The organism is Phytohabitans rumicis (assembly GCF_011764445.1).
Lineage (GTDB): Bacteria > Actinomycetota > Actinomycetes > Mycobacteriales > Micromonosporaceae > Phytohabitans > Phytohabitans rumicis.
Map to the genome: position 1 here is coordinate 1,314,988 of NZ_BLPG01000001.1, position 24,911 is coordinate 1,339,898.

At 68.8% G+C, this 24,911-nt stretch carries 23 protein-coding genes; 9 read left to right on the top strand and 14 right to left on the bottom strand.

What is annotated here, in order from left to right; translation table 11 throughout:
* Positions 1 to 83: 83 nt before the first annotated feature.
* From dctP to Prum_RS05405, 3 genes are read right to left on the bottom strand one after another with little or no spacing between them, the layout of a single operon-like run.
* A complete protein-coding gene (dctP, locus tag Prum_RS05395) occupies positions 84 to 1,214 on the bottom strand; it encodes a TRAP transporter substrate-binding protein DctP (protein WP_173074480.1) in 1,131 nt (376 codons plus the stop codon).
* The gene (locus tag Prum_RS05400) at positions 1,187 to 2,467 is read right to left on the bottom strand and encodes a TRAP transporter large permease (protein ID WP_173074482.1); all 1,281 of its coding nucleotides are present in this window, start codon (positions 2,465 to 2,467) and stop codon (positions 1,187 to 1,189) included. Before Prum_RS05400 ends, dctP begins: the two co-directional genes overlap by 28 nt.
* Positions 2,464 to 3,027, bottom strand: a complete 564-nt coding sequence (locus Prum_RS05405) for a TRAP transporter small permease (RefSeq protein WP_173074484.1) — start codon at positions 3,025 to 3,027, stop codon at positions 2,464 to 2,466. Before Prum_RS05405 ends, Prum_RS05400 begins: the two co-directional genes overlap by 4 nt.
* A 317-nt stretch (positions 3,028 to 3,344) precedes the next feature.
* Here Prum_RS05405 and Prum_RS05410 point away from each other — a divergent pair, with 317 nt between their 5' ends.
* Together Prum_RS05410 and Prum_RS05415 are read left to right on the top strand one after the other, a co-directional pair.
* Positions 3,345 to 4,154, top strand: a complete 810-nt coding sequence (locus Prum_RS05410) for an IclR family transcriptional regulator (protein WP_246277666.1) — start codon at positions 3,345 to 3,347, stop codon at positions 4,152 to 4,154.
* Between the two features lie 147 nt (positions 4,155 to 4,301).
* Positions 4,302 to 4,964: a TetR/AcrR family transcriptional regulator gene (locus tag Prum_RS05415; RefSeq protein ID WP_173074486.1), complete on the top strand. Its 663-nt coding sequence runs from the start codon at positions 4,302 to 4,304 to the stop codon at positions 4,962 to 4,964.
* Between the two features lie 86 nt (positions 4,965 to 5,050).
* Here Prum_RS05415 and Prum_RS05420 read toward each other — a convergent pair whose 3' ends face one another.
* The 5 genes from Prum_RS05420 to Prum_RS05440 are packed head-to-tail and all read right to left on the bottom strand — an operon-like array spanning position 5,051 to position 12,036.
* Entirely contained in the window at positions 5,051 to 6,133 is a 1,083-nt protein-coding gene (locus Prum_RS05420) for a Gfo/Idh/MocA family protein (protein WP_173074488.1), read from the bottom strand.
* Complete coding sequence (locus Prum_RS05425; RefSeq protein WP_173074490.1) at positions 6,124 to 6,582, bottom strand: type II 3-dehydroquinate dehydratase; 459 nt, start codon at positions 6,580 to 6,582, stop codon at positions 6,124 to 6,126. Before Prum_RS05425 ends, Prum_RS05420 begins: the two co-directional genes overlap by 10 nt.
* A 10-nt stretch (positions 6,583 to 6,592) precedes the next feature.
* Positions 6,593 to 8,734, bottom strand: coding sequence for an outer membrane protein assembly factor BamB family protein (locus tag Prum_RS05430; protein ID WP_218577076.1), 2,142 nt, complete (start codon positions 8,732 to 8,734; stop codon positions 6,593 to 6,595).
* A 39-nt stretch (positions 8,735 to 8,773) separates the two neighbouring features.
* Positions 8,774 to 10,549: a thiamine pyrophosphate-binding protein gene (locus Prum_RS05435; RefSeq protein WP_218577077.1), complete on the bottom strand. Its 1,776-nt coding sequence runs from the start codon at positions 10,547 to 10,549 to the stop codon at positions 8,774 to 8,776.
* Positions 10,546 to 12,036 (bottom strand): aldehyde dehydrogenase family protein, encoded by a 1,491-nt coding sequence (locus Prum_RS05440; protein WP_173074492.1) that lies wholly within the window; start codon positions 12,034 to 12,036, stop codon positions 10,546 to 10,548. The genes Prum_RS05435 and Prum_RS05440 overlap by 4 nt, the downstream gene beginning before the upstream one ends.
* Positions 12,037 to 12,188: 152 nt before the next feature.
* Here Prum_RS05440 and Prum_RS05445 point away from each other — a divergent pair, with 152 nt between their 5' ends.
* The 5 genes from Prum_RS05445 (at position 12,189) to Prum_RS05460 (ending at position 16,667) form a co-directional block, all read left to right on the top strand.
* Entirely contained in the window at positions 12,189 to 13,385 is a 1,197-nt protein-coding gene (locus Prum_RS05445; RefSeq protein WP_173074493.1) for a CaiB/BaiF CoA transferase family protein, read from the top strand.
* 76 nt (positions 13,386 to 13,461) lie between these two features.
* The gene (locus tag Prum_RS05450; protein WP_173074495.1) at positions 13,462 to 14,274 is read left to right on the top strand and encodes a citryl-CoA lyase; all 813 of its coding nucleotides are present in this window, start codon (positions 13,462 to 13,464) and stop codon (positions 14,272 to 14,274) included.
* A gap of 26 nt (positions 14,275 to 14,300) precedes the next feature.
* Positions 14,301 to 14,747 (top strand): hypothetical protein, encoded by a 447-nt coding sequence (locus tag Prum_RS50965; RefSeq protein ID WP_246277668.1) that lies wholly within the window; start codon positions 14,301 to 14,303, stop codon positions 14,745 to 14,747.
* The gene (locus Prum_RS50970) at positions 14,648 to 15,280 is read left to right on the top strand and encodes a ThuA domain-containing protein (RefSeq protein WP_246278528.1); all 633 of its coding nucleotides are present in this window, start codon (positions 14,648 to 14,650) and stop codon (positions 15,278 to 15,280) included. Before Prum_RS50965 ends, Prum_RS50970 begins: the two co-directional genes overlap by 100 nt.
* 88 nt (positions 15,281 to 15,368) lie before the next feature.
* The gene (locus Prum_RS05460) at positions 15,369 to 16,667 is read left to right on the top strand and encodes an ArsB/NhaD family transporter (RefSeq protein ID WP_173074497.1); all 1,299 of its coding nucleotides are present in this window, start codon (positions 15,369 to 15,371) and stop codon (positions 16,665 to 16,667) included.
* A 247-nt stretch (positions 16,668 to 16,914) separates the two neighbouring features.
* Here Prum_RS05460 and Prum_RS05465 read toward each other — a convergent pair whose 3' ends face one another.
* On the bottom strand, positions 16,915 to 17,571 hold the full coding sequence (locus tag Prum_RS05465) for an NAD(P)-dependent oxidoreductase (RefSeq protein WP_173074499.1): 657 nt from the start codon (positions 17,569 to 17,571) through the stop codon (positions 16,915 to 16,917).
* Positions 17,572 to 17,673: 102 nt separating this feature from the next.
* On the opposite strand from Prum_RS05465, the gene Prum_RS05470 reads away from it, so the two are divergent.
* Positions 17,674 to 18,051 carry a winged helix-turn-helix transcriptional regulator gene (locus tag Prum_RS05470; protein WP_246277669.1) on the top strand — a complete coding sequence of 126 codons (378 nt, stop codon included), beginning with the start codon at positions 17,674 to 17,676 and terminating at the stop codon, positions 18,049 to 18,051.
* Between the two features lie 229 nt (positions 18,052 to 18,280).
* Here the strand turns inward: Prum_RS05470 and Prum_RS05475 are convergent, their stop codons facing one another.
* Positions 18,281 to 19,798, bottom strand: coding sequence for a cellulase family glycosylhydrolase (locus Prum_RS05475; protein WP_173074503.1), 1,518 nt, complete (start codon positions 19,796 to 19,798; stop codon positions 18,281 to 18,283).
* A 219-nt stretch (positions 19,799 to 20,017) separates the two neighbouring features.
* Between Prum_RS05475 and Prum_RS05480 the strand changes: the two genes are divergently transcribed.
* Positions 20,018 to 21,295, top strand: a complete 1,278-nt coding sequence (locus Prum_RS05480) for an ROK family transcriptional regulator (protein WP_173074505.1) — start codon at positions 20,018 to 20,020, stop codon at positions 21,293 to 21,295.
* A gap of 68 nt (positions 21,296 to 21,363) precedes the next feature.
* Here the strand turns inward: Prum_RS05480 and Prum_RS05485 are convergent, their stop codons facing one another.
* Genes Prum_RS05485 through Prum_RS05500 form a run of 4 tightly spaced genes read right to left on the bottom strand, consistent with a single transcriptional unit; the run spans position 21,364 to position 24,903 of the window.
* Complete coding sequence (locus tag Prum_RS05485) at positions 21,364 to 22,173, bottom strand: ABC transporter ATP-binding protein (protein WP_173074507.1); 810 nt, start codon at positions 22,171 to 22,173, stop codon at positions 21,364 to 21,366.
* The gene (locus Prum_RS05490) at positions 22,170 to 22,715 is read right to left on the bottom strand and encodes an ATP-binding cassette domain-containing protein (protein WP_173074509.1); all 546 of its coding nucleotides are present in this window, start codon (positions 22,713 to 22,715) and stop codon (positions 22,170 to 22,172) included. The genes Prum_RS05485 and Prum_RS05490 overlap by 4 nt, the downstream gene beginning before the upstream one ends.
* Positions 22,694 to 23,914: an ABC transporter permease subunit gene (locus Prum_RS53565; protein WP_281368842.1), complete on the bottom strand. Its 1,221-nt coding sequence runs from the start codon at positions 23,912 to 23,914 to the stop codon at positions 22,694 to 22,696. The genes Prum_RS05490 and Prum_RS53565 overlap by 22 nt, the downstream gene beginning before the upstream one ends.
* Positions 23,914 to 24,903 carry an ABC transporter permease gene (locus tag Prum_RS05500; protein WP_173074513.1) on the bottom strand — a complete coding sequence of 330 codons (990 nt, stop codon included), beginning with the start codon at positions 24,901 to 24,903 and terminating at the stop codon, positions 23,914 to 23,916. Before Prum_RS05500 ends, Prum_RS53565 begins: the two co-directional genes overlap by 1 nt.
* Between the last annotated feature and the right edge of the window lie 8 nt (positions 24,904 to 24,911).

Below are 24,911 nucleotides of genomic sequence, written 5' to 3' on the forward strand. Positions count from 1 at the left end.
CACCTCTCCCGGTGGGGTCGTTGGGACGCCCCTTGTGAAGGGCCGGGCAGGCCGGCCCTTCACGTAGGCGCTGGCGGTCGCGGTCAGGCGGCTGCCCGGACGCTCTTGTAGAGCTCCAGGTCGGCGCCCTTGTAGAAGGTGTTGAAGTACGCCTCGGCCTTGCTGATGAACGCCTGGCGGTCGACCTGGTCGATCTCCACCACGGTCCGTCCCGACTCGGCGCGCCATCCGTCGAGCACCTTCTTGGTCTCGTCGTCGACACACTTGCGGTTCTCTGCCCGGATGTCCTTGACCGCCTTGAATAGGGCGTCCTTCTGGGCCTGGCTCATCTTGTCCAGTGTCTTGTCCGACATGACGACATAGTGCGTGCCGACCTGGTGGTTGGTCAGGCTGGCGACCTTGAGGATCTCGTCGAACTTTTGCGCGTGGGTGGCGACGACCGGGTTTTCCTGTCCTTGGGCGACACCCTGCTGCAGCGCGAGGTAGAGCTCCTCCACCGCGATGGCGACGGCGTTCGCGCCGAGCGCCTTGGCATTGGCCAGGAACTGTGGCGTGTTCGGGAAACGGATCTTCAGACCGGCGAGGTCGTCCGGCTTGCGGATCGGCTTCGTCGCGGTAAAAGTCCGCATACCAAAGTACCAAGCGTCCACAATGGTGGTATCGGTTGCGGTGTTGAACTCCTTGAAGAACGGTTCGCCATTCTGGTCGATCCACTTGAAGAAGTGGTCAACGTCGTTGAAGACGTACGCCGCGTCGAGGACACCGATCTTCGGGAAGGCGGTCGACATCGCCGACCCCCCTTGCAGGTCGATGTCGATGTCTCCGACCTGCACGCTGGCGAACCGTTCCGCGTCGGGGCCGAGTTGGCTGTTCGGGAACAGGTCCAGGGTGAGGTTGAGGTTCTGCGCTTCGACGCGCTCCTTGAGCAGCTTCATTCCACAGTAGAAGTTGGGTTGCGTCTCGGGCTGGGAGCTACCGATCTTTAGTGTCACGCGGGGGTTCTCGCCGGCCGCGGTCGGCGCGTTGTCCTTCGTGGAGCAGCCGGCGGCGAGGACGAGTGGCATGGTGAGGGCGAGTGTGGCAGCGAGCCGGCGCCAGCCGGCGGGTTCTGGATACATCAGGACTCCCTCTCCTCTCAGGTTAGGGATGACTTGTTCCGCTGGGCTTTGGGGGAAATCGAAGAAGGTCAGAATCCGAGCACGCCGGGGAGCCACAGGGAAACGATGGGGAACGCGGTGATGAGCACGAGCACGGCGACCAGCGGGATCAGGAATGGGATGATCCCGTGGAACACCTCCTCGACCGGCCTTCCGGTGACTGAGCTGGTGATGAAGAGGACGCTGCCCACGGGTGGGGTCAGCAGACCGATCATCAGGTTGATGATCATGACCACACCGAAGTAGACCGGGTCGACCCCGAGGTCAGTGGCGATCGGCAACAGCACCGGCACGGCCACGAGGATGACGGCGGTCGCGTCGATCGCGGTGCCCAGGATGAGCAGGACGATGTTGACCAGGATCATGAAGACCCATGGACTGTCCGATATGGACGTGATGAGCTCGGCAATGTCCCTGGACACGTGGGCCCGGGTCAGGAGCAGACCCAGCAGCGCGGCCGAACCCAGGATGAGCCCGATGCCGCCGGTGATGGCGGCCGTCTCACGCAGCGACTGCAACAGCACCCGGAGCGTCAGCGTACGGTAGATCAGGCCGAGCACGAGCATGAGGAGCACGGCCACCGATGCGGCCTCGGTCGGGGTGAAGGTGCCCGACAGGATGCCACCGAGCAGGATGACCGGGACGAAGATCGGTCCGATGGTGCCGATCGCCGCGGCGCGAAACCGCTGGCCGTCGAACGGCACGGAGGTCAGGTCCGGGCGGCGCGCGGTCCAGATGAAGACGTACACGCAGAGGCCGACCGCCATGAGCAGCGCCGGGACGACCGACGCGGCGAAGAGGGCACCGGTGGAGACCGTCGCCGTCGCGGCGTAGATCACGGCGGGGATGCTCGGCGGCATGACCGGACTGATGAGCGACGACGACGCGGTCAGGCCGGCGGCGAAACGGTACGGGTAGCCCGCCTTCACCATGTGCGGGACCTCGATCTTGCCCAGTCCCGCCACGTCGGCGAGCGCCGACCCGCTCATCCACGAGAAGCCGACCGCGGTGCCGATGTTGACGTACGCGAGGTTGCCCCGGACCCGGCTCAGCCCCGCCAGGCAGAAGTCGTAGAGCCGGTCGGCGATGCCGAGCCGGTTGGCCATAACGCCGACGAGGATGAACAGCGGGACCGCCAGCAGCGGGAAGCTGTTGAGGCCGTCGAACGTGGTCTTCAGCGCGAAGCCGCCGGAGTTACCGTCGGCGAGCGCATACCACAAGCTGGGTCCGATGAACGCGAGCCCGACCGGCACCCGGATCAGCATCAGGAGGGCGATGACGACACCGACCATCCAGAGCTCGAGGATCATCGGACCTCCGCCGAGTCGAAGACGGGATCGGGCTGGTTGGCTTGGAAGATGCGCACGATCGCCCGCATGGTGCCGGAGAGGAACCCCACGAGCGGGAACGCGTACATCGCCCAGATCGGGATCTCCAGAGCGGCCGTCCGGCGGTTGGGATAGGCCCGGATCAGCTCGTAGGCCTCCCAGACCAGCACCGCGCAAATGATCGCGGTGCAGGCGGCGGAGACGGCTTTGACGACGACCAGCGCCCGCCCCTTGGCAACGTAGTCGATGATCTGGATCGTGATGTGGCCGTTGTTGCCGATCAAGTAGCCGACCATGACGAACGTCAGGACGATCAACGAGTAGCTGGCCGCCTCCCCGACCTCCGGCCAGTTGAGGGCCGGCACATACCTGCTGACCACCTGCCAGAGCACACTGACGAAGATGACCACGACCATGGCGCAGCCGATCGCCAGCTCGACCGACGCCCACACGCGCAGGAACTTCGGCTCGGGCCGCCGCGGGATCTGCTCGACGGCATCCGCCGCGGAGTCATGCTCGACCAGTGGCTGCTCGCCGGTCATGGACCGTCACTCCCCACGCGGGACGAGCGCGCCGGCCCGCGCTGCCGGTGGCAGAGGGCAGATGTCGTCACTGTTTGCCTCGCTCTCCGCTGAAACGCCGGCGGCCGGCCGACTCGACCGCGAACCGCTAGTCGGACCTGCTGACCCACCTAGCGGACTGCGTGTTAACGTACGGGCGCCCGCCGCTTCTGGCAAGACTTCGAGTCCAGACCGTTACGGATGTGTGAAAACGGCGCCCTGGTAGGAGAATCGCGGTGCTGCGTGATTCGATGGTTCGCCCGGCGGCATCCACCGGGCGGCGAGGAGAGTGGGAGAGCGTGGAGTCGCCCATCAGGCAAGGTGCTCCGGCGGAGCAGCCACCGGCGGCGGACGGCGGCGACGCGCAGGGGGTGCGCAGCGTGCAGCGCGCGTTGGACATCCTCGCGCTGCTCACCGAGGATCGGCCGACCATCACCGTCCGAGAGATCGTCGACGCGACCGGCCTGGCGAAAACCACGGTGCTGCGCATGGTGTCGACCCTGGAACAGAATGGCCTGCTCTGGGCCACCGCCGGCGGATACATGGCCGGGCCGGGCCTCTGGCGATGGGCACACCTCGTCCAACGGACCTGGGAGCTGCCGCCGGACACCCAGCGCAGCATGCGGGAGCTCGCCGCGCGACAGCGCGAGACCGTCAACGTCTACGTCGCCCGCGACATCTACCGGGTGTGCATCGCCCAGCAGGAAGGCCCCCAGCCGCTGCGTCACGTGGTGCACGTCGGCGACGAGCTGCCCATGTGGGCGGGGGCCTCGGCGAAGGTCCTGCTGCGCGATGCCAGCCCCAGCCTGTTGGAGCGCATCGCACGGAGTTCGCCCTACGGCCCGAAGCACGTCAAGCGACTGCGGGAGTGGATCGACGAGGCCGCGGTGAAGGGGTACGCCGAGAGCCACGGCGAGCGCGAGGACGGCCTGTCCGCTGTCGCCGCCCCGATTCTCGGCGGGTCCGGACGGGTCATCGCCGCGCTGGGACTCAGCGGACCGACCATCCGCTTCACCGAGACCCGCGTCGCCGAGTTCGCCGCCGAAGTCACGCAGATGGCACGCCGGATGTCCGAACGGGGCTTCACGCATCCGTTCGGCGGAAGCTAACGGGTCAGTCCTCGCCGCACACACGGTCAAGCACCTCCCGACCGTTGTTATACGAACTGGTACGTTAGTTAGTCATCGGTTGGTGTGAAAGTCAAGAGGCGTGGCAAGCTCGTTCTCGCCGCGACCGAGTCGACATCGGAGGATGGGATGGCCGGTACGCACGCCACGGAGACCGCCACACGCGTGCGGGACAGCGCGCGAACCCGCAGCGAGATCCTCGACGTCGCCACCGAGCAGTTCGCCGCCCACGGCTACCACGGATCGCGCGTGGACGAAATCGCCGCCTTGACCCGCACCACCAAGCGGATGATCTACTACCACTTCGGCGGCAAGAAACAGCTCTACATCGCCGTGCTCGAGCGGGCCTACGCCCGCATCCGCGCCGCCGAGCGCGAGGTCAGCATGGACAACCTCGACCCGGTCACCGCCCTACGACGGGTCGCCGAGGTCACGTTCGACCATCACGGAGCCCACCCGGAGTTCATCCGGCTGGTCTCCATCGAGAACATCCACAACGCGGAACACGTTAAGGAGCTCGTCAAGCTGGTCGACCTCAGCGGCCCGGTGATCTCGATGTTGGACGGCATCCTGCGCCGTGGGCGGGCGGAAGGACTATTCCGAACCGACGTGGACGCCATCGACGTGCACATGATGATCAGCGCGTTCTGCGTCTTCCACGTGGCGAACCGGCACACGTTCGGCGCCATCTTCGGGCGTGACCTGCTCGACCCTTCGCGCCGCGGCCAGTACCGGACCATGTGCGGTGACATGGTCGTGCGGTATCTCGCCGCGGGCGTGGGTCAAGCGTGAGCGGGTGTGGCGGCGCGGCGGCGCTTTCCCGGTGGCGTCGCGAACCTTGGCCAACGCGGACATCGCCGCCGCCGGGAAGGCGCTGCCTACAGGCGCCGCCGCACCCGCTCACGTGGCGGCACAGCGTGAGTGAACTCCACGGCCGCGCCGGTACCTGACGACGCGTAGATCGCCTCGATGATCTCGAGCGACTTGACCGCGTCGAGCCCGGTTACCTCCGGCTCGCGGTCGTGCCTGATGGCGCCGACGAAGTCTTCGATCTGTTGGGCGTGGTAGGGCACGAGCTGATCGTGGATCTCCGCCAGCGGCAGGTCGGGCGCGCCCGCACGCACGCGGCCTGTCTGCGATACCTCCTGCCCGGGAACGGTCGAGATGTCGGTGAAGCCGACGCCTTCCGGAAATTCCATCACGCTCGCCGTACGCCCCTGTGCGTCACTTACCCAGACCTGGGCGCCGAGCCCGGGCCGGAACGTCGTGCCGGCCTGGATGGTGGCGATGCCACCGGAGGCGAACTCGACGACCGCCGCCGCGGTGTCCTCCACCTCGATAAGTCCCTTGTGGACGAGGGTGGCGCACCGGCCGGTGACCCGGCGGACCGGACCCATGAACCATTGCAGCAGATCGACGTGGTGGATCGCCTGGGTCATGAGAACTCCGCCGCCCTCCGTGGCCGCCCGCCCGCGCCACGGCTCCGCGTAGTAGTCCGCGTCGCGGTTGAACCGAGCGACGACGCCGCCGCAGATCGGTGTGCCCAGCCGCCCATCTTCGATCGCGCGGCGGATGCGTATCGCCGCGGGCCAGAAGCGGCGCTGGAACAGCACGCCGAACCGGACGCCGGCCGCGGCGGTCGCGGCGATCATTCGTTGGGCCTGTGCGACAGTAAGGGCGACCGGTTTCTCGCACAGCACATGCGTGCGGTGCCGCGCCGCTGCCAGCACGCCGGCCTCGTGCGCGCTGTGCGGCGTGCAGACGGTTACAGCGTCCAGGCCGGACCCGAGCATTTCATCGACGTCCTGATATGCCTGCGGGATGCCGTGCGCGGCGGTGAAACTGTGGGCGCGGCCGATGTCGACGTCGACCACCGCGACCACCTGGACGCCCGCGACACCGCGGAGCGCGGCCACGTGACTTCTCGCGATCTTGCCGCAGCCGATGATTCCTACCCGCACGCCGGCTCGCCACCCGTCATGCCCTGGAGAGCGAGCATGCCCAACTCGTACACCGCGGGGCCGAAGCCGGCGAGGAACCCGCCGGCGGCGCGGGCGGTCAACAGCTCGTGGTGGTAGGTCGCCTCCCGGCTGAAGACGTTGGTGAGATGAACCTCCACGATCGGCTGGTCGAGCATCCGCAGCGCGTCGAGCAGGGCCACCGACCGGGTTGACAACCCGGCGGGGTTGATGATGACGCAGGCCCCTTCGTTGTACGCTTGGTGCAGCCAGTCGAGGATCTGGCCTTCGGAGTTGGACTGCCCGAAGAACAGGTCGAAGCCGAGGTCGGCGGCAAGGGTCGCGCACCGCTTCTCGATCTCGGCGAGCGTCGCCGTGCCGTACAGGTGTGGCTCGCGGCGGCCGAGCATGTTGAGGTTGGGTCCGTTGAGGATGAACAGGCGGCGTGCCACGAACGGCCTCCTAGTAGACCTCGATCTTGCCGGTCGACCGCGGGCTTGCCGGATCGTTGAAGAAGTACTCGCCGGCGCGGCTGAACGTGTACTGGAATGACTCACCGGGATCGAGGCGAACCTTGAAAAGGCCCTCGAAGAACTGGGTCACGCCACGCTCGCCGGCGTTGCCGGGATGGTTGGTGAACGTCACGGTGGTGCCGGACGGCACCCGCAGGTGCGTGGGCGCCATACCGGCGACGGCGAACGACTCGCTCGCGCCGATCTGCCCGGTCGCGGCGTTGTACGTCCGGCCGATGACAACCGTGTTGGCCACCGCGGCGCCTTCGACCGGACCGCCGGAGACCGGCCGGCGGATCACCGGGGGCGGCGGGGTGGGTGCCGGCCCGACGTCCCCGTCGATCTCGAAGGCCCAGAGGAAGTCGCCGCGCGGGGCGGAATTGCCGTACGGGATGCTGGTCCCGCCGGCGTACACGGCCAGGTACTCCTTGCCGCCGGCGCGGTACATGATGGGGCTGGAGCTGATCGCCGCTCCGGTCTGGAAGCGCCACAGTTCCCGGCTTGTTCGGGCGTCCATGGCGATCAGGTTGCCGTCCGGCTGGCCGATGAACATCAGGTCGCTGGCGGTGGTGAGGATGCCGTTGCCGTGGGCCAGCGAGTAGGGCATGCGCCGCTTCCACGTCACGCGGTTGGTGCTCACGTCGACGGCGACGATGCCGCCGGTCTGGTACTCCCCCGGTGCCCGCAGGCCGTTGCTGCTCTCGGTGAGCGAGTGCGCGGCCGCGACGTACCCGTAACCGGTGTAGACCAGCCCGGTGCGGTGGCTGAAGGACATGTGTGACCAGTCCGCACCGCCGCCGTGGCCGGGGATGGACAAGATCGGCACGTCCCAGTGCGGGTCGTACAGGGCGCCCTGCATGTAGTTGGGCACGGCCCGGTTCGGGTCACCCGGGACGGCGGTTCCCAGCGGCTGGTCCACGACGCGCTGCTCGGTCCAGCCGCCCTGCACCGGAAACGGCTGAGTCGGCCAGGTCTTCTGCCGCGGCTCCTGCGGCACCGGTCGCTCGACGATTCCCAGCGGAGCGGTGCCGTCGACCCGGTCGAGGATGAAGTACATACCGGACTTGCTGCCGTACACGACCACCTTGCGCCGACGGCCCCGGATCCGGACGTCGGCGAGCACCGGCGCCATCACATTGTCCATGTCCCAGATGTCGTGGTGTACCGACTGGAAGTGCCAGCGGTAGGCGCCGGTGTGCATGTCCAGCGCCACGAGCGAGTTGGCGAACAGGTTCTGCCCGCCGCGGGCCGAGCCGTCCTGCGAGGAGTTGTTGCCGCGGGCGTTGCCGAACGTCCAGTACGTCAGCCCCAGCTCGGGGTCGACGGCCGGGTGGATCCACGGCGTCGCGCCGCCGTCCATCCAGGAGTCGCCCTCCCAGGTGTCGTTGCCGAGCTCGCCCGGCCCGGGCGTGCCCCAGAAGTGCCACAGCAGGTCGCCGCTGCGGGCGTCGAGCGCCACGGCGGCACCGCGCGGACCGTCGTTGGTGCCGCAGAACAGCATGCCGTCGCAGTACACGACGGCCACCTTCTCGATGTTGCCGAATCCGTTGACCTGACGCTCCCACACGACCTGGCCGGTTCCCTGGTCCAATGCGATGACGTAGTTCTCGTTCGACTTGGTGAACACCTTGCCGTCACCGACCGCCACACCCCGGCGGACCAGCGTGCCGCGCGTCTGCTCGTAACGCCATTTCGTCTGGCCGGTGACGCCGTCGACGGCGACGACGTTGCCGAGCGCGGACTCGATGTAGATCGTCCCGTCGACCACGACCGCGGTGCTCTCGTTGTTGCCTTCGGTGATCCCGCCCTCGATGCGGTTGACCCACGCGCCCCGCAGCCGGCGCACGTTACCGGGATGGATGCGCCGCAGCGAGGTGTAGTTCTGGTTGCCCAGGTTGCCGCCGACCTTGGGGAAGTCCTTGTCGCCGGGGGTGTCGAAGCGGCTGAGATCGGCGGCGCCGGGAACGGGTTGCCGGCCTGTCCCTTGCCCACCCGCGCCGGCGGGTGCCGCGGCGACGGCGGGGCCGGCGGCCGCGGCGACGGCCGCCACCGCGGCGCCTTTGAGCACGTTTCTTCGGTCGATGTGTGCCATCGGGGTCACCTCGATACGTTGGTGTGAAAGCGCTACCGGTCAGTCGAAGACGCCCTGGTAGATGTCCTTGATGTTCCAGTGACCGGGTGTCGGGACGGGTTCGTTGACCATGGGTACGTCGAGTACCGCCGGCCGGCGGGACGCGATGGCGGCGCGCAGCGCCTCGCCGAGCGCGTCGGCGCTGTCCACTGTGTAGCCGTGCGCGCCGCAGGCTCGGCCGAAGGCGGCGAAGTCCGGGCTGTACGGCAAGCCGTCCGGCCCGAGGAAGTCGCAGCCGTAGCTGCGCCCGAAGTTCGCCGCCTGCAGGTCGGAGATGGTGCCGTGGGATCGGTTGTTCATGACGACGAAGATCACCGGCGCGCCTTGCTCGACGGCCATCGGTACCGCCGGCAACTGCGCCCCCATCCCGCCGTCGCCGATCAGGGCGACGACGGTGCGGTCGGGTTGCGCGATCTGGACGCCGACCGCCGCCGCGGGGCCGAAGCCCATCGTCGAGGCGCCGCCGGGGGTGATGAAGCGGCCCTCTTCGGGCAGTTCGTAGCACTGGGCCACGCCGTTCTTGTTCCACCCCACGTCGGTGACGAGGATCGCGTCGGGCGGGAGGATGGCCCGCAGGTCGGTCAGGATCCGTTCGGGCCGCAACGGAAACTGCGCGCTGGTGCCGCGTTCCCGGCTCTCGGTGAAGAGGGTGCGTCGGGTCGCGGTGATGGTCTCGCGCAGCCCAGGCCGCCGCCGAGGCGTGGCCTGCCTTTCGTGGACAGCCGCGTCGATCGCGCGAACGGCGTCGGCCACGTCGGCGACGGCGCCGATGGTGACCGGGAAGTTGCGTCCGATCTCCGCCGGGTCGATGTCGACCTGGATGAGCCGCCCGGGCGGGAACTGCCACGTGTAACGGCGGTCCCAGGAGCTGGCGTCGGTCTCGGCGAAGCGGGTGGCCAGCGCCAGCACGACATCTGCCTCGCGGGTGTACCGGTTGGTCAGCTCCAGGCCCCAGAAGCCCGGCATGCCGAGCAGGAGCGGATGGCTGTCTGGCAGCGTTCCCTTGGCCATCAGCGAGTGCGCGACCGGGATGTCGAGGTGCTCCAGCAGCGAGCGCAGGGCGTCGAGGCCGGGGCCGCGGCGCAGGCCGCCGCCGAGGTAGACCAGCGGTCGCTCTGCCGCGACGAGCAGGTCGGCGATGCGTCCGGCGACCTCGCGGGGCAGGCCGGGGCGCTCCGGGGCCGCGAGCGGGAAGCCCGCGGCGGCGTCCCGCGGTACTGGACGCGAGAAGTGGTCCATCGGCACGCTCAACAGAACGGCGCCGGGGCGGCCGGAGGTCGCGGTCCAGAACGCGCGCTCGGTGAATCGGGCCAGGTCGGCGGCCCGGTGCACCTGCCAGGCCCGCTTCACGAACGGCCGGTAGATCGCCGCCTGGTCACCGTCGGCGTGCAGGTTCACCTCCTGGTGCGGGTGCCGGCCCCGGTAGTACGACGGGATGTCGCCCGTGATCGCCACCAGCGGCACGGAGTCGAGGGCGGCCGTGAGGACGCCGGTGACGGCGTTGGTCATCCCCGGACCGACGTGCAGCAGCACGACACCCGGTCGGCCGGTCGCCCGGGCGTAGCCGTCAGCGGCGTGCGCGGCGGCCTGCTCGTGGCGGGCGATGACGAAGCGGATCGTGCTGCGGCCCATCGCGTCCAACAGCGCGATGTTGGTGTGGCCGCAGGTGCCGAAGACGTATTCGACGCCGTACGACTCGAGCTGGGCGACCATGGCCACCGCCGCCGTGACCGTGTCGCTGTGGCTGCCGGTGTCGACAAGCTCGTCGAGGCTCATCGGGTACCTTCCTGATCGCCGAACAGGGACATGCCGCGCAGCATGAGCGTCTTGACGACCGTGTAGTCGTCGATCATCCAGCGGGGTGACTCGCGCCCGAATCCCGAGTCCTTGACGCCGCCGAACGGGACGTGATCGAGCCGGAAGTTCGACGAACCGTTGACCACCAGGCCGCCGACCTCCAGTTCGCGCCAGGCCGTCACGATCCGGCGGACGTCGTTGGTGAACAGGCCCGCCTGCAGGCCGTAGCGGCTGTCGTTGCAGGTGGCCACAACGTCGTCGAAGTCGTCGAAGGGCAGGACGCTGACTGCCGCGCCGAACAACTCGTCCTGGATCAACCGTGCGTCGCTTGGTGGGGACGCCACGATCGTGGGGAGGACGGTGGCACCGTCGCGGCGGCCGCCGGTCCTGACCGTCGCTCCGGCGGCGGCCGCCTCGCCGACCCACGCGACGACGCGTTCGGCCGCGTCGTCGTCGACCATCGCCCCGACGTCGGTGGCCGGATCGAGCGGATCGCCGACGGTCAACTTCTCCACCTGCCGGGTGAAGCCCTCCAGGAACTCCTCGTAGCGGTCGCGGTGGACGTAGACCCGCTGCACCGATATGCAGCTCTGGCCGGAGTTGCTGTAGCCGGTGCTGGCGCAGATCCGCGCGGCGGCGCCCACGTCCGCGTCCTCGCACACGATCGTTGCGGCGTTGCCGCCGAGCTCCATGACGAGGCGTTTGGCGCCGGCCGCCCGGGCCACCGCCGCTCCCGTTGCCACGCTTCCGGTGAAGCTGATGACGCCGACCTCGGGCGCGGCGCACAGTGCCGTGCCCAGGCGCCCGTCGCCGTGCAGCACCTGGACCGCCTCCGGCGGCATCCCCGCCTCAAGGAGCAGCGCCACGACCGCGGCGGACGCCGCCGGTGCCTGGGGCGGCGGCTTGACGATCGCCGTGTTGCCGGCGGCGAACGCGGCCGCCAGCTTGTGCGCGAGCAGGTTCGCCGGGGCGTTGAACGGCGTGATCGCCAGTGCCACACCGACAGGGGCGCGATGCGTGAACGCGGTTGTGCCGACACCACGGGCCCAGCCGGCGACCGGCAGCACCTCGCCACCTATCCGTCGGGCCTCGGCGGCGCAGACGGCGAACGTGTCGGCCACCCGGTCGATCTCGCCCCGCCCGTCCTTGAGCGGCTTGCCGAGCTCCAGCGCCAGCAGGCGGGCCAGTCCCTCGCGCCGCTCGGCGGCGGCCGCCGCCGCCCGCTCGAGCACGCCGGCGCGCGCCGCCGGCGACAACCGGGCGACCACCTTGGCACCACGCCGCGCGTACGTCAGAGCCGCCCGCACGTCGCCGTCGTCCGCCTGCCGGGCGGTACTGACGACCCGGCGCACCCAGGGACCGAACCGGTCGAGCCGCGTCCCGCCGTCCAGCCAGTCGCCGGCGACCAGGCAGCCGACCTCGACGACCTCGGTCGGCGGCGCGCTCCGGGTGAGGTTGTCGAGCATCACCGCTCCTTCGACTGAACCGCTCAGCGGTACTCCTGGACCGTTGTACGGACTAGGTGTAACGTACGGGCGGCGAGGTCACCTGGCAATAGCTGGTTCCGAACCTGTAACGGCGACATGAAGCCGCGCCATCAACGACCGAGGGGCGACACATGGACGACCGACCGTTGCACGGCGTACGAGTCCTGGACCTGACCAACGTGCTGGCGGGACCGTACTGCAGCTACCAGCTGATGCTCCTCGGCGCCGAGGTCATCAAGATCGAGAAACCGGGTCACGGCGACCTCGCCCGCCGGCTCGGTCCCGAGCCGGCGCTCAACCAGGCCGGCGTCGGCGCGTCCTTCCTCGCCCAAAACGCCGGGAAGAAGTCGGTCGAGCTGGACCTCAAGGACCCCCGGGACCGGGCCGCCTTCGAGGGGCTGCTAGCCGACGCGGATGTCCTGCTGGAAAACTTCCGCGCGGGCGTCCTGGCGCGCACGGGCTATGGCTGGGACGTGCTGCACCACATCAACCCGCGCCTGATCTACTGCGCCATCTCCGGCTTCGGCCAGGCCGGGCCGATGAGCCAGGCACCGGCGTACGACCAAATCATCCAAGGATTGTCCGGGATGATGAGCATCACCGGAACGCCGGAGACCGCTCCCCTCCGGGTCGGCTTCCCGGTCTGCGACTCGGTAGGCGGACTGGTCGCCGCTATGTCCATCTGTGCCGCCCTCACCGGCCGATCGCGCACCGGCACCGGCGTCCACCTGGACGTGTCCATGTTGGAGGCATCCCTGTCCGCCATGGGGTGGGCGGCGTCGAACTATCTCGTCAGCGGCATCCCACCCGAGCCGATGGGGGACCAGAACGCCACAGCCGCGCCGTCGGGAACCTTCGACGCGGCCGACGGGCCGCTCAACATCGCGGCCAACAGGCAACAACAGTTCGAGGTGCTGTGCCGGCTCATCGGCCGGGACGACCTCACCACCGACGAACGCTTCGCCGACCGCGAGGCGCGAAAGGTCAACCGGACAGCACTGAATCGAGAGATCAACTCGGCCCTACGACGCCGCCCGGCGCTGGAATGGGAGCGGCTGCTCTCCGGAGCTGGTGTACCGGCAGCACGGATCCTCAGCGTTCCACAGACCGTCGAGCTGGAGCAGCTGCGGCAACGCGGCTTCTTCACGGACCTTCCGTTTCCCGGCGATCCCGGACGGCGGCTGCGGGTCAACGGGAACGGCGTACACGTCAATGGCGCCCCACTGCGACCGGGCTCACCGCCGCCGTTGCTGGGCGAGCACAACATCGAGTTCGACATCCACGACGCGGACGTGGCCGTCACCACCGACGAGGTGAGCGCGCCGTGAGTGAGCGAAGCGAGCGAACCATCAAGCTCAGTACGCTTGGAGCCTCGCGGCCGCCCGCAGCGAAGCGAGGACGGCCGTGAGCGACGACAGCGCCGCACCGACGGTTGGCGACGTGTCGGACTGGTGGTCGACCGGGATCTCCCGCGTCGAGCCCGACCTGATCGAGCTGCGTGGCCGCCCCATCCAGGATCTCATCGGGAGCGTCAGCTTCGTCGGTGTGATCTGGTTACTGCTGCGCGGGCAGCTACCCACTCCCGGCCAGGAACGGCTCCTCGAGGCCGCCCTCGTGTCCTCAGTGGACCACGGCCCGCACGCACCGTCGATCGCGGTCGCCCGCATCGCGGCCACCTGCGGGATCGGGCTGAACAACGCCATCGCCACCGGCGTGAACACCCTGGGCGACGTGCACGGCGGCGCCGGTGAACAGTGTTTGCACATGCTCGGCGAGGTCGCGAGCCGCGCCGAGGCCGGAGAACCAATCGAGAAGGCGGCATCATCCGTCGTCGAGCAATGGCGGACGCATTCCCGTTACCTGCCCGGCTACGGGCACCGCTTCCACACCGTGGATCCCCGCCGCGAGCCGCTGCTAGGCCGGGTCCAAGAGGCCGTCGGCGACGGCGTCGTGGCGGGCGTCTACCTGCGCGCGGCGAAGGCCGTCGAAGAGATGCTCGCCAACGGGCGGACGCGACCGATACCCATCAATGTGGACGGTTGCACCGCCGTCGTCTACGGCGAGCTGGGCTTCGCACCGCCGTTGGCCCGCGGCCTGTTCGTCCTGAGCCGCAGCGTCGGGATACTCGCCCACGCGTGGGAGGAGACGGGCCAAGGCCGCCGCAACAAGGGCCCCATGCCACCGTCCATCCAGCCGACATATCTAGCAGATACCTGAGCTGACCACCACACCAAGGAGCACCCATGCCCTTGAGACGCAACACGATCCTCAGCACCGCGTTCGGGGCCGCCCTGGCCGCGACGGTCATGCTGCTGACCACGTCCATCCCCAGCGCGGCGGAGAAGCCCGCACAACGCCCGAAGGACAGCGGCGCCGAAAACCTCGGCGACCCGGACTACGGTGTCTGTCGAGGCACCGATCCGGACTGCTACCACGACTGGGGCAACTTCGACCCCGCCGCCGACGGACACCGCGTGCTGGTCTACAGCCGTACCGCCGGCCCCCGCCACGCCCACCTCGGCCCAGCCCTGCCCGCGGGTCTCAACCCTCCGCTCACCCCGCCCACGCCGCGCAGAACGCGCTCGTCAAGCTGGGCGCCGAAAACAACTTCGCCGTCGACTGGACCGAGGACGTCACCCAACTCTCCTCCCCGTCGCGGCTGTTCCGCTACAACGCGGTCATCTTCATGAGCACCACCCGCGACACCCTCGACGACCCGGCTCAGACCGCACTGCGCCAGTACATCCGCGGCGGTGGCGGTTTCGTCGGCATCCACAACGCGTTCGGCACCGAGTACAACTGGGAGTGGTACGAGGGCCTGCTCGGCGGCGCCAACTACTACGACCACGGACGCAACCAGCCCGGCACTGTCGTGACGATGGGCGGCCGCGACGTCTCGACCGCTGGGCTTCCGGCCCGCTGGGACTTCACCGACGAGTGGTACAACCTCGTGCCCTTCCCCAGCCGGGTCCGGATCCTCGCCAAGGTCGACGAGTCCACATTGCCCGAGGGGCCGACCGGCGGCAGTGGCCACCCCGGCCACGGCCGCAACCACCCGGTGTCCTGGTGCCAGTACTACGACGGTGGCCGTTCCTGGGTCACCACCCTCGGGCACGCGGTGGAGGCGTGGACCGACACCCCGATGACCGGCGACGGGTACTTCTTGCGCCACGTACTCGGCGGCATCGAGTCGGCCATGGGACACAGCCCGTTCTGCCAATGATCATCGAACGTGGTGCCAATCGGGGATGGCGGCGCCGTTCGGCGCTGCCATCCGCCGCCCGTGCGTGGCTCACTCCCATGCTCGGTTCGTGAGCGGCACCGCCTGGGCCGCGATCGCGGTCTTCGCCACCGCATACGTGCTGATCGCCACAGAGAAGATCCACCGGGTGGCCGCCGCCCTCGCCGGCGCCGCGATCATGCTAGTCATCGGGGCCACCGACGCCGAACACGCGTTCTTCTCCGAAAGGGCCGGCGTCGACTGGAACGTCATCGTCCTGCTAATCGGGATGATGCTCATCGTCGCCGTCCTCAAGCGCACCGGCGCGTTCGAGTACCTGGCCATCTGGGCCACCAAACGCGCCAGAGGCCGTCCGTTCCGGGTGATGGTGCTGCTCGTGCTCGTCACCGCGTTCGTGTCCGCGTTTCTCGACAACGTGACGACGGTGCTATTGATCGCCCCGGTCACCTTCCTGGTCTGCGAGCGGCTCAACGTACCGGTCGCGCCGTTCCTGATCGCGGAGGTCTTCGCATCCAACATCGGCGGAACGTCGACCTTGGTCGGCGATCCGCCGAACATCATCATCGCCAGCCGCAGTGGCCTGTCCTACAACGACTTCCTCATCCACCTTGCCCCGATAGTGCTGGTGCTCATGGTGGTGTTCATCGGCCTGTGCCGCATTCTGTTCCGGTCCGCGTTCCGGTACGACCCGGAACGGGCCACGCAGATCGCCGCCCTGCGCGAACGCGACGCGATCCGAGACAGCCGGCTGCTGGTGGTCACCATGGTGGTGCTGGCCGTGGTGACCGCCGCGTTCGTCCTGCACACCGTGCTGCATCTGGAGCCGTCGGTCGTGGCCATCGTGGGCGGGCTGGTCTTGCTGGCGCTGTCCCGGCTGGACGCGGGCGAGATCGCCAAGGACCTCGAGTGGCCGACGCTGGTGTTCTTCGCCGGCCTGTTCGTCATGGTCGGCGCCCTGGTCCACACCGGGGTCATCGGGGAAATCTCCCGCGCGGCCAGCGACGCCACCGAAGGCCGGCTCTTCTTCGCCTCCATAGTGCTGCTGTGGGGATCCGCGGCATTGTCCGCCGTCATCGACAACATCCCGTACGTCGCAACCATGAGTCCCGTGGTGGCGGACATGGTCCACAGCAACGGCAACACCAGTCAGTCGCAGGTGTTGTGGTGGGCTCTCGCGCTCGGGGCGGACCTGGGCGGCAACGCCACCGCCGTCGGCGCCTCCGCCAACGTCGTCGTGCTCGGCATCGCCGAACGCGCCGGCAAACCCATCACCTTCTGGCATTTCACCAAATACGGCCTGATCGTCACAATCGTATCGATCGCAGTTACCACGCCGTACGTGTGGTTACGCTACTTCGCCCTCGCCTGAGACCAGGTCGGCGTCTCCACCTCGATGTGTCTCAAGGCACACGCCACGACACACGTCCGTTCGACGCAGGCCCTCCTTGGGTAAACGGCGACCAGCCTCCGCAGTCCCGGCTTCCGCTTCCCCTCTACTTCCGCTTCCCTCAATTGACGACCCTGACAGCCGTCGGCACACCTCGACAGCGAGGGACCCTCGGCTTCGCCCCGCCCGGCAGCAGCCGGTCGCCGCCCTTGTGTTCTTGGCTGGGTGGTCAGCGGCCGGTGGTGAGGACGACGGTGCGCCTGGACCAGGTGCCTTCAACGGCGGCGGTGAGCAGAAACCCGGCGACGTCGGCGCGAGAGATCCGGGGCAGGCCGGGCAGCCGGTCGAGGTCGGCCAGGTCGGTGGCGCGTACCCGGCCCGAAGCCGGCTTGTTCGTCAGCAGGACCGGGTAAGCGAGGGTCCAGTCGAGGCCGGAGCCGGTGAGGATCTGTTCCCCGACGGCTTTGTCGGCGAAGGTCGCCTTACCGCCGGCATAGAGGAAACGCATCAGCGCGTTCGCCTTGGCAAGAGAGGCTCCGACGCCGAACGCGGACATGATCACCAGACGTTTGGTGCTATTGCGTTCAGTGGCGTGGACGATCGCGCGTGTGCTGTCGGCGATGAGGTTGCCAGGCTCCCTGGCCTTGCCGATGCCCAAGGTGCTGACGAGGGCGTCCATACCCCGCATCGCCTCGGCCAGCGTGTCGGCGTCGCGGACGTCGCCGCCGACTGTGGTCAGCCGCGCTCGAGGGGGCAGCTTGGCCGGGTCACGCACGTAGGCCGTCACATCGTGGCCGGCAGCGGTGGCCCGTTCTAGGAACAGGCGGCCGGTGGCGCCGGTGGCGCCGAGGAGGAGGAGCTTCATCGCAGCGGTCTCCATTCGCATGCCTGGTCAACTTGCTTACGAATTTATAGTACTTCCTATTCGTAAGCAACCTGAGGCCTCTAACATGGCGTCATGAGTCGAGGGACGGAACGCGTAGCGGGGATGAGCGTGTTCGACCCCGACTGCACGTCTCGGGAGGTGTTGGAGCACGCCACTGGCCGGTGGGGTGCGCTGACGCTCGCCGCCCTTGTCGATGGGCCTTTGCGGTTCGCGCAGGTGCGCCGTGCCGTCGTCGGGGTATCCGACCGGATGCTGTCGCAGACCCTGCAGCGGCTGGAGGCCGATGGCCTCGTTCGTCGGACTCCCCAGGCGACGATCCCGCCACGCGTGGACTATGACCTCACCGATCTGGGCCGGCCAATCGCCGACCGAATCTGTGACCTCATCGAAACGATCTATCACCAGTTGCCCGGCATCGTCGCCCACCAGCGTGGTCTCACGCCCGGCGCGGCGTCACCGGCGCAGGAAAACTCCGCCTGACGATTTTCATGGGCGGGTCGGTAGTGCGAGGAGCTGGTGCCGTTTTCGGGCGCTGCTCGCGCTGGGTTGTTCGCCGCGGTGGTCGTCCGCTGGACCATCGGCTAGTTCGTCATTCCCGGGGTGCTCGCCGCCGTGATCCGTCCAACGCCCCTTCGAGGAGTGTGCACGCGGCGCGGCGGTGGGACTCGGCCGGCCTGGGGGGCCGGCCGAGGTCACCACCGTGGACTTGCTAGACGTACGGGTTCTGGGTGAGCAGGTGTGCCTTGTAGCCCTCGCCGATGCCGGTCTCCGGCGTGCCGGCCCAGTCGCGGATGAGGACCCCGCCGGTCGTGCAGCCCCACGGGTTCCACGTCCAGGCCAGGTATCCCAGGTCGTGTGCGTCCGCCCAGTCGACCAGGCCCCGCATGTAGTCGAAGCCGCAGTTGTCCTGGCCGAACTCGCCGATCACCACCGGCACCTGCTGTGCCAGGGGCGCGATCTGGCTGTCCCAGCAGGTCGCGTTGGCGCAGGCGTTGAAGCTGTACGCGTGCCACGACGCGGCGATGTTGTTCAGCGGGTCGTTCGGCTTGTACGCCAACCATTCGCGCATGTCGTTGGTCCATTCCAGACCGCCGACCATGAGCACGTTGGTGGCGCCGGTGGCCCGAACCGCGTCGACCAGGTCCTGCATGCCGGCGACCTCGTACGGGATGCCGGTGCAGGTGCCGCCGTCGCGCAGGCACTGCCAGCCCAGCGTCTTGTTCCATTCGGCGGGCATGTCCGGGTAGGGCTCGTTGAACAGGTCGAAGACGACTGCGTCGTTGCCCTTGAACGCGTTGGCCACGCCGGTCCAGAACTGCGGGGCGTACCGGGCGTCGGGCATCGGCTTCTGGCAGGTGGCGTGCTCGTCCTTGCAGTGCCAGTCGGGGCTGTTGGTGTAGGCGCCCCAGGTCCAATGCAGGTCGAGGATCGGGTTGATGCCGTTGGCGACCAGCAGGTTCACGTAGTCCTTGACACCCTGCTGGTAGGTGGCGCCGCCGGGCGAGCCGTTGACGCCCAGCCAGCATTCCTCGTTCAGCGGGATCCGCACCGCGTGGATGTTCCAGGTTTTCATCGCGTTGACCGACGCCTGGTCGATCGGGCCGCTGTCCCATTGGCCCTTGCCTTGCACGCAGGCGTACTCGCCGCTGGATCGGTCGACGCCCAGTAGCCGGTACTGCTGCCCGCCCGCGGTGACGATCTTGTTGCCGGAGACGCGCAGCTTGGGGGCCGGACCGGTGGGTGGGGCGGTGGTGGGTGGGACGATGGTGGGTGAAGGGCTGGCGGTGGTGGGGCTGGCCGTCGGCGTGGTGACCGAGCCGGTGCACGTCGTGCCGTTGAGCGCGAACGACGCCGGCACCGGGTTGGCGCCGCTCCAGGCGCCGACGAAGCCTATTGACGTCGACGCGCCGGTGCCCAGCGATCCGTTCCAGCTCATGCTGGCCGCCGAAACGCGGGCGGCGGACTGCGTCCAGGTCGCGCTCCACCCCTGCGTGACCTTCTGGCTGGCGTTGGGGAAGTCGAACGTCAACGTCCAACTCGTCACGGCCGAGCCCAGGTTGGTGACGGCCACGTTGGCGGTGAACCCGCTGGGCCACTGGCTCTGCACGGTGTACGTGACGGAGCAGCCGGTGCTGGCCGCCGAGGCGGGTAGCGTAACGGTGGCCATGCCGCCCAGTGCCAGGACGGCGGCGACGCCGCCAGCCAGCAGGACAGATCGATGTTTCATGTGATCTCCTCCAGTGTCGTGAGGTGATCGATGGGAGCGCTGCCCGATATTCTTAGTTAGACAACTTACGAAAGTCAATGGCATGCCTTCTACGCAGCGGGTACGCGCGAGGCTGGACGATGGAAGTGCCGCGTCGAGGGGTTGCGCGTGACCGGTCCAACGACCGAGATCCGGTCTAAGTAAGGTAGTTTCGTAAAGCGGTGACCGAGGGGGGTGAACATGGCGAGCAGCCCAGTCTGGGCGAGCCGACCGAAGACGCGCGGCATGGTGCTCGATCACATCAGGGCGGCTCGGGCCATCAGCCGGGTCGAGCTCGCGGCCGCGACCGGTCTGACGGCACCGACCATTTCGGAGGTCGTGCGGGAGCTCATCGCGGACGGTCTGGTCGTCGAGGCCGGTCGGGGTGTCTCGACCGGCGGTAAGCCGCCCGTGCTGGTGCAGCTCAACCCGCACGCCCGGTACAGCGTCGGGGTGCAGCTCGAACGCAACATGTGTGTCATCGTCATCGTCGATCTGGCGGGGCGGCAGGTGGCCAGGACCTCGTTCCGCGGTGCGGCGTCGATGCCGCCGGACCGTGCGCTGCCGCTCGTGGCCGCGCAAGTGGATGCGTTGCTCGCTACGGCTGGCGTCGACCGCGACAAGGTGTTGGGAGTCGGCCTGGTCGGTTACGGCCCGCAGGACCGGCGCGCGGGGACGTTGTTGACCCCGCAACCCACCCAGGAGTGGTTCGGCTACCCGGTCGCGCGGCGGCTCGCGGAGAGCCTCGGGTTACCGGTCCTGCTCGACAACGACGCCGCGGCGGCCGCGATCGGCGAGTACTGGATGGGTGCGGTGGATCCCCGTAGCACCTACGGCTGTATCTACATGGCCACCGGTATCGGCGGCGGGGTCGTGGTCGCGGGCGAGGTGTACCGCGGCAGCTCCTCGAACAGCGTGGAGATCGGCCACATCTCCATCGATGTCAACGGCGACGACTGCCCGTGCGGCAACCGTGGCTGCCTGGAGAACTATGCCGGCCCGTCCGCAGTGGTCCGGCAGGCGCTGGCGGAGCCCGGGCTGGCTCAGCGGTTGGGACTCGATCCGGCGGAAGGGGACTTCCTGGCCGAGTTCGCGCGGATCGGGGCCGCCGCGAACGCCGGCGAGCCCTCGGCCCGGGCCTTGATCGAACGGTCGGCCCGGTATCTGGGTTGCGCCGCCGTCACCATGGCCTGCCTTTTCGATCTCGACGTGATCGTGTTGGCCGGGCCGAGCTTCGCCGTGGCAGGTGCGATCTACCAGTCCCTGGTCCAGCAGGAGGTGGACCGTCGCACGTTCGCCCGGCGTGCGCATCCGGTGCGGGTGGTGCCGTCGGTCAGCGGATCGGACGCGGCCGCGATCGGCGGAGCCGTCCTCGTCCTGCAGAGCGAACTCACCCTCGGCGCCCATGCCCGCCCGGAGGACGGCGCGCGCTCTGACGCCGCTACGGCGTCGCAGGCGGCCGCCCAGCCCGCCGAGTGAAGCGGGCGGCACATCGCACCGTCACGGTCGCCGCGCATGCTGGTACGGCGCCGCGCTGCCCGCCTCGATCACGTCAGCCGGGCTGATCTCGAACGACCGTCCCTGGCGTAGGGGTCGGGCGACGCCGCGGCCAGCAGCTGGGTGTAGGGGTGTTGCGGGTTGACGATGACGTCGCCGGCGGGACCCCGCTCGACGACCCTGCCGCCGTAGAGAACGAGGATGTCGTCGGCGAAGTGCCGCGCGGTGGCCAGGTCGTGGGTGATGTAGAGCAGCGCCAGGTCCTCCTCGCGTTGTAGGCGCGCCAGCAGGCCGAGCACGCCGAGCCGGATCGAGACGTCCAACATGGACACCGGTTCGTCGGCCACGATGACCGTCGGCCCCGGTGCCAGCGCACGGGCGATGGCGACCCGCTGGCGTTGGCCGCCGGACAGCTCGTGTGGCCGGCGGTGGGCGATGTCCCGGGCTGGCAGGCTGACCCGCTCGAGCAACCGCGCCACCTCCTGCCAGGTTTCCTCACGGGTGCGGGTGCGACCGTGCAGTCTCAGGGGACGCGCCAGGTGGTGCTCGATGCTGTGAAACGGGTTCAGGGAGGCGAAGGGGTCCTGGAAGACCATCTGCACGTGGTCGCGGTAGGCGCGATCGGGCACCGGCGTGCCGTCAGGTCCCCGGAGGCTGACGCGGCCGGCGGAGGGCTTGTCCAGCCGCGCGATGATGCGGGCGATCGTGGACTTGCCCGAGCCTGACTCGCCGACCAGCGCGAGCGTGCGGCCGGGGGTGAGGGCGAACGAGACGTGGTCCACCGCCCGCAGCCGGGTGGGGCGCAGGCCACCACGGATCCGGAAGTCCTTGACCAGGTCGTGTACCTCCAGTGTGGTCATGGCGCCTCTCCAGATCGCACAAAGGCCCCGCGTTCGCCGGTGAGGCTGGGGAAGGAATCGAGCAGTCGCCGCGTGTACGGGTGGCGGGCGCGGTCCCGGACTTCCTCAGCCGGCGCGTGCTCGACGATCTCGCCATCCAGCATGATGGCGATGCGGTCGCTGACCTCCAGCAGTAGCGGGAGGTCGTGAGTGATGAACAGGACCGCGAAGCCGAGCTCTGTGCGCAGCCGAAGGATCTCCCGCAGGATGCCGCGCTGGACGACCACGTCCAGCGCCGTTGTCGGCTCGTCCAGGACCACGATGTCCGGATCCAGCAGCAGCGCCATCGCGATCATGACGCGTTGCCGCATACCGCCGGACAGTTCGTGCGGGTACGAGCGCAGCCGCCGAGGGTCCACCCCGACCAGCGTGAGCACCTCGGCGCAGCGGGCCCGGCGCGCCGAGCGGGACATCGCCGGGTGGTGGGTGCTCAGCACGTCTGCCAGTTGCGCCCGGATGGTGAGCACCGGGTTGAGGGCGTTCATCGCCCCCTGGAACACCATGGACAGCTTCGACCACCGGAATGCCCGCAACTGGCCGGGGTCAGGGCGAGCACGTCGAGGTCCCCGCGCACCTTGTCGTGGAACGTCACGGAGCCCGAGGTGACCTCCGCGGGTGGTCGGTGCAGGCGGTTGACGGCGTACGCCAGGGTGGTCTTGCCGCAGCCGGATTCGCCGGCCAGGCCGAGGATCTCGCCCCGTCGCAGGGTGAGCGACACATCGCGTACGGCGTGCACCGGGCGCTCGCCCTGGTAGGTCACGGACAGGCCGGTCAGGGTGAGCACCGCGCCGGCGTCGGCGTCCGGCTCGGGTGCCGACGCGCGCGAGACCCGCCCGCGCCGGGTGAGGTGCCGTAGCTTCGGGTTGATGATCTCGTCGATGCTGAAGTTGACGAGCGCGAGACCGCAGCCGAACAGGGCGATGATCAGTCCGGGTGGTACGAACCACCACCAGGCGCCGCGCTGGAGGGCGAAGCCGTTCTGGGCGTAGTAGAGCATCGTGCCCAGGGTCGAGGAGGACGAGGCGCCCAGCCCGAGAAACGACAGACCGGCCTCGCTGAGTATCGCGGCGATCACCGCGAAGACGAACTGGGAGGCCAGCAGCGGCATCAGGTTCGGCAGGACCTCGACGGCGACGACCCGCCACGGTCTCTCCCCGGCGACGCGGGCGGCCAGCACGTAGTCCCGGTTGCGCAGGGACAGGGTCTGCGCGCGCAGCACCCGCGCCGACGCGGCCCAACTGGTGATCGCCAGCACCACGGCGATGGTCCAGGAACCGCGCCGCTCCGGCGGTACGAACGCGGAAATCACGATCACGAGCGGGAGGCCGGGGATCACCAGCATCACGTTGGACAACAGCGAGAACGCCTCGTCCACCAGGCCACCGATGTAGGCGCCGACGATGCCGAACAGCGCGGACAGCAAGGTGGCCATGACGCCGACCAGGACGCCGATGTAGAGCGATCCCCGGGTCGCCTGGGCGGTCTGGGCGAACACGTCCTGACCGAGCTGGGTGGTGCCGAGCAGGTGCCCCGCGCCCGGCGCGGTCAGGCCGACGTTGTCGATCCGGTCCGGGTCGCCCAGCAGCAAGGGGCCGACGAGCCCGAACAGGGTGATCGCGATGATCAAGCCGGATCCGGCGGCGAGTTTGGGTGACCAGCGGGGCAGCAGGTTGCGCCAGCCGGCGCGCGGTCGGTTCGCCATCATCCGCTCGTGCGGGTACGCGGGTCGATGACGCCGTACAGCAGGTCCACCACCAGGTTCGCGGCCAGCACAGCGACCGTGATGACCAGGAAGATCGCCTGCATGAGCGCGTAGTCGTTGTTCTGCACGGCCTGCAGGAGCTTCGATCCGATGCCGGGGTAGGCGAAGACCTGCTCGGTGACGATCGAGCCGGCCACGATGAAACCGAGGGAGATCGCGAACCCGGCGACCGACGGCAGCACCGCGTTACGGGCCGCGTACCACACCATGATGCGACGCTGGCGCAGGCCCTTGGCCTCGGCGGTGAGCACGAAGTCCTCGGCCATCGTGGAGACCATCATGTTTCGCGTGCCCAGCAGCCAGCCGCCGACCGAGGAGATCACGATCGTCAGGGCGGGCAGCACGCCGTGGTAGAGGGCGGAACCGATGAACTGCGCGTTCCATCCGGGCGTGAGGACGACGTCGTACCCGCCGATAAGCGGGAACCAGCCCAGTGCGGACCCGAGGACGGCGACCAGGATGAGCGCCAGCCAGAAGTAGGGCACCGCGGACAGCACGGTGGTGGCGGGCACGAGCGCGTCCAGCCACGTCCCGCGCCGCCACCCCACGAACACGCCCAGCACGACGCCGACCAGGACGGCCAGCACGGTCGCGATACCGACCAGCGCGACCGTCCACGGCAGCGAGGTGGCGATGACCGTCGAGACCGGTGTCGGGAAGTCGCTCACCGAGATGCCGAAGTCACCGCGCACCATGTTGCCCAGGTAGGAGACGTACTGCCTGATCAAGGGCTCGTCCGAGTCGGTGCCGAGCAGTAACTCGTAGGCCCTGCGAGCGGCCGGGTCCACGCTGCCACCGCGCTGTTGCAGCTTCGCCATGAGGATGTCCACCGGGTCGCCGGGCATCATCCGTGGGATGAAAAAGTTCAGCGTCACCGCCGCCCAGAGGGCGACCAGGTAGAACGCCAACTTGCGCAGGTAGTACCGCATTGGTGCGG

What these genes read in the sequence shown, in the direction of transcription:
- Prum_RS05400 (WP_173074482.1), bottom strand. Translation starts at nt 2,467, where the DNA reads ATGATCCTCGAGCTCTGGATGGTCGGTGTCGTCATCGCCCTCCTGATG.
- Prum_RS05405 (WP_173074484.1), bottom strand. Translation starts at nt 3,027, where the DNA reads ATGACCGGCGAGCAGCCACTGGTCGAGCATGACTCCGCGGCGGATGCC.
- Prum_RS05415 (WP_173074486.1), top strand. Translation starts at nt 4,302, where the DNA reads ATGGCCGGTACGCACGCCACGGAGACCGCCACACGCGTGCGGGACAGC.
- Prum_RS05430 (WP_218577076.1), bottom strand. Translation starts at nt 8,734, where the DNA reads ATGGCACACATCGACCGAAGAAACGTGCTCAAAGGCGCCGCGGTGGCG.
- Prum_RS05435 (WP_218577077.1), bottom strand. Translation starts at nt 10,549, where the DNA reads ATGAGCCTCGACGAGCTTGTCGACACCGGCAGCCACAGCGACACGGTC.
- Prum_RS05440 (WP_173074492.1), bottom strand. Translation starts at nt 12,036, where the DNA reads ATGCTCGACAACCTCACCCGGAGCGCGCCGCCGACCGAGGTCGTCGAG.
- Prum_RS05445 (WP_173074493.1), top strand. Translation starts at nt 12,189, where the DNA reads ATGGACGACCGACCGTTGCACGGCGTACGAGTCCTGGACCTGACCAAC.
- Prum_RS50965 (WP_246277668.1), top strand. Translation starts at nt 14,301, where the DNA reads ATGCCCTTGAGACGCAACACGATCCTCAGCACCGCGTTCGGGGCCGCC.
- Prum_RS05465 (WP_173074499.1), bottom strand. Translation starts at nt 17,571, where the DNA reads ATGCGAATGGAGACCGCTGCGATGAAGCTCCTCCTCCTCGGCGCCACC.
- Prum_RS05470 (WP_246277669.1), top strand. Translation starts at nt 17,674, where the DNA reads ATGAGCGTGTTCGACCCCGACTGCACGTCTCGGGAGGTGTTGGAGCAC.
- Prum_RS05475 (WP_173074503.1), bottom strand. Translation starts at nt 19,798, where the DNA reads ATGAAACATCGATCTGTCCTGCTGGCTGGCGGCGTCGCCGCCGTCCTG.
- Prum_RS05480 (WP_173074505.1), top strand. Translation starts at nt 20,018, where the DNA reads ATGGCGAGCAGCCCAGTCTGGGCGAGCCGACCGAAGACGCGCGGCATG.
- Prum_RS05485 (WP_173074507.1), bottom strand. Translation starts at nt 22,173, where the DNA reads ATGACCACACTGGAGGTACACGACCTGGTCAAGGACTTCCGGATCCGT.
- Prum_RS05490 (WP_173074509.1), bottom strand. Translation starts at nt 22,715, where the DNA reads ATGGTGTTCCAGGGGGCGATGAACGCCCTCAACCCGGTGCTCACCATC.
- Prum_RS53565 (WP_281368842.1), bottom strand. Translation starts at nt 23,914, where the DNA reads ATGGCGAACCGACCGCGCGCCGGCTGGCGCAACCTGCTGCCCCGCTGG.
- Prum_RS05500 (WP_173074513.1), bottom strand. Translation starts at nt 24,903, where the DNA reads ATGCGGTACTACCTGCGCAAGTTGGCGTTCTACCTGGTCGCCCTCTGG.